The sequence below is a fragment of the Rheinheimera sp. genome (assembly GCF_036568245.1).
GTDB lineage: Bacteria > Pseudomonadota > Gammaproteobacteria > Enterobacterales > Alteromonadaceae > Alishewanella.
The window spans coordinates 1-3386 of the sequence record NZ_DATCSY010000092.1 but is presented as its reverse complement, the minus strand read 5'-3'; the positions used below and the strand labels follow the sequence as shown (position 1 = coordinate 3386).

The 3386-nt window shown below is 49.9% G+C and carries 3 protein-coding genes and 1 pseudogene; all 4 read right to left on the bottom strand.

The window, feature by feature from the left end; all coding sequences use genetic code 11:
* Positions 1–406, bottom strand: a pseudogene (locus VIN66_RS04015) (30S ribosomal protein S6--L-glutamate ligase); the annotation flags it as partial.
* Between the two features lie 102 nt (positions 407–508).
* Positions 509–1858: a magnesium transporter gene (gene mgtE / locus VIN66_RS04010; protein ID WP_331922791.1), complete on the bottom strand. Its 1350-nt coding sequence runs from the start codon at positions 1856–1858 to the stop codon at positions 509–511.
* A gap of 25 nt (positions 1859–1883) precedes the next feature.
* Entirely contained in the window at positions 1884–2846 is a 963-nt protein-coding gene (locus VIN66_RS04005) for a magnesium transporter CorA family protein (protein ID WP_331922790.1), read from the bottom strand.
* Positions 2847–2967: 121 nt separating this feature from the next.
* Positions 2968–3386 (bottom strand): methyl-accepting chemotaxis protein (locus tag VIN66_RS04000; protein WP_331922789.1); only part of this gene is annotated, 419 nt, incomplete at its 5' end.

The following is a 3386-nucleotide window of genomic DNA, read 5'->3' as shown; positions in this document are numbered from 1 at the left end:
CACCGCCGACCATTTCAATTAAATCGGGGATATCGCCGGGTTTGTCAGCAAAGCCGGTAACCGGTAAGCCGATGCCCTGACGGGCCAGTAATTGCAGGCTGCGCAGTTTATCCCTTGCCCTGCCTATCGCAACCGACTCGTTCAGGCTGTACACGCCCATCATTTCAAACTGACGCAGTACGGCGGTGCCGTAAAATGTAATCGATGCGCCGATCCGCGGGATCACAGCATCAAAGCCCTCCAGCGCTTCACCTTTGTGGTGAATTGAGGATTTGATGCGATTGACGTTGATATAGCAGGTAAGCGGGTCTATCACCTGAACCTGATGGCCGCGCTCTGTAGCCGCCTCGACCAGACGTTTGGTGGAATACAACTCTGCATTGCGCGATAAAATCGCAATTTTCATGCGCTCTCCGATAAGCGTTAATGTTCGCAGCTATTGTAAGATTGTCTTAAGCACCCGGCAGCAAGAATACTGCTGCCGATGTAAAATAATTAAGTTGCTTTTTCAACCCAGTAAGAATAACGAGCCTAAACCGAGAAAGGCAAAAAAGCCAATCACGTCAGTGACCGTTGTCAGGATCACCGAGCCGGAAAGAGCAGGGTCAATGTTCAGTTTCTCCAGCCAGATGGGGATTAATACGCCGGAGATCGCTGCGGCAACGATATTAATGACAATCGCCATACCAATCACACCGCCGATTATCCAGTCACCAAACCAGAAATAGGTAATTGCTGCAATCACCAGTGCCCATAGCAGGCCGTTGATGGCACCGACGCCAAGCTCTTTACGCAACAGCGTCATGTAGGTTTTAGGCGTAATCTGTTCCAGCGCCAGGCCGCGGATCATCAGTGTCAACGTCTGGCTACCGGCAATGCCGCCCATGCTGGCGACAATAGGCATTAATACCGCTAACGCCACCACCTGTTGCAAGGTGGCTTCAAACAGGCCAATAGTCCAGGCGGCGAGAAAAGCTGTCAGCAGATTGATACCCAGCCATAAGGCGCGGCGTTTGGCACTGTTAAAAATCGGTGCGAATAAGTCTTCCTCTTCATCCAAACCCGCCGTGTGCATGAACTGGCTTTCCAGGCTTCTGCGCACGTTTTCTAACGCTTCGCCGATAGATAAACGGCCCAGTAATTTTCCTTCAGCATCTACAACCGCCAAAGCGGTATAGCCAGAGCGTGACACGATATCTGAGCCCTGATCCAGGTCCATTTCGCCTTCCACCAAAGGCGCATCCTTGTCTATTACTGTTTCTACCGGTAGATGGCTGCCAAGGCCGAGTAACTGGGTGGCGTGTACCAGGCCGACATAACGCCCGGTACGATCGACAACGAATAACGCATCGTGGTATTCGGCATCTTCTGCCAGTTGGCGGAACAAGCGGATAGCATCGCGAACTTTGGCATTTTTATTGATAATCAGCATGTCGTGATCAGCATAACGACCACACTGATCCTCATCGTAACCCAGTGCTGTATCCAGCCAGCGGCGCTGACTTTCATCTAACCGCGAACAGGCGTAGTCATAGATCCGCTGCGGCAGTTCGTCGAGTAACTCGATCAGATCGTCAACTTCCATGCCCTCAACCAGAGAGCGCAGTTGTTGTTCATCCAATTGTTTGAATATATTGTCCCGGGCGTCGACCCGCATGTAGGTCAGGGCGGCGATTTGGTCATCCGGATGCAGGCTCAGCCAGGTGCTAACCCGCTGCTCTACCGGCATGGCTTCTAATGCAATAGCGATTTCTTCCGGTTCCAGCTGGCTGAGTTTTCCGGTCAGGTGTTCAGCTTCGTTCTCATCGAAGCTGTCACGCACTATTTCTTCAATATCCAGCGGTTGGTTTTCTGCCATTTACTACTCCGTTGCCCGGGTGGGGTTACCACCAGCCGCGTATTTTAAACCAGATCAGCCCGGCCACACCGCCCAGAGCCATGGCGATTAACACGGTGAAGTAGGCATTGGGCATTTGCAGCTCGGGCATATAAATAAAATTCATACCATAAATACCAGCAATAAACGTCAGCGGGATGAAAATGGTGCTGACAATAGTCAATACTTTCATCCTTTCGTTTATCTGATGTGATGTGGTTGACAGATAGCCTTCCACCAAATCGCTAAGCTGATCGTAGTATAAATCAGTCATGCTATGCAGCCGTTCAAACTTTTCATAAAAATCACGCAGTTCTGTACTGCTAAAATGGCGCAGTAGCGGGTTTTGTTCTTCATACACCGCTTCAGAGAAAATATCTTTCTGATAGGCCAGATTACGGTTTATTTTCCGCAGCACAGAACGGTAGCGCATAATAAGTGCCATTTGCTCATCATTGCCACGGTGCAGCATGGCATCTTCCAGTTCACTTTGCTCATCTTCAAAGCTAATCAGCTTTTCCAGATAGCTTGCTGATACGCCGAGGATCAGCTGTTTGACCCAGTCAGCAACGGTGACCTGGCTGTTACCATTGACCTGCGGCGTGAGCTGCGCCAGAAGCTGCGGGTTATGACTGTGGATCCGACTTATCAATACTTGTCTTGAATACAACAGGTTAACCTGTGCACTGCCGGTATACTCACTGAAATCAGCATCGGCATAGCCGCGCATGATTAACAAGGTGAAGTCTGTTTGTGACTCCAGCTTAGGCGGGTGCCGCTGCCGGCTGAAATCTTCGGCTAGTGTTGGCACTATCGCAAAACGGCGTAACACTTGTAGCTGCTCTTCTGCAGTAGCGTCATTAAGGTTAACCCATAATTTTGCGTCCGAGGGTAACTGAGCAGGCAACTGTTGGTATGATATCTGCTGCCAGACTCCGGTTTCCGGTTCAAAATAGCTAAGAAGAATCATATTGTTTACGCATCAAAGAGTCATAGTGACAGCATACTCATAAATTTGTACTGCGGGCAAATGCGATGTGGGAAAAGCGCAGCCATTGCTGCGCTTGTTGCTGAATTAATAGACAGTAGCGTTAACTTTTAATTCTGAATTGACTGACAACACCGTTAAGCGTGTCTGCTGCCGCACTTAACTGCACCGATTCTGCCGACAGCTCTGTCGCGTGACCTGCCGTGTTGTCGACCAGAGCAGTTATCGTGTGCAGACTCTGGTTAATCTCATCGGCGGCAGCACTTTGCTGTCCGGTACTGTCGGCAATCTGACTGCTTTGTTGTTTAACACGCATAATGGCATGGCTGATATCGGTTAATGCAGCTTCCAGAGTACGGGCACGTTCTGCACTGGTTTCTGTCTGTTGCCGGCCTTGCTGCATGGTGTTTTCGGCATCTTTTGATATCGCTTGTAACTTTTCTACCATTTGGCGGATATCTTTTGTACTGTCCTGCGTTCTGCCTGCCAGGGAGCGCACTTCATCAGCTACAACAGCAAAAC

Coding starts and splice junctions, on each gene's coding strand:
- VIN66_RS04005 (WP_331922790.1), bottom strand. CDS start 2,846: ATGATTCTTCTTAGCTATTTTGAACCGGAAACCGGAGTCTGGCAGCAG.
- mgtE (WP_331922791.1), bottom strand. CDS start 1,858: ATGGCAGAAAACCAACCGCTGGATATTGAAGAAATAGTGCGTGACAGC.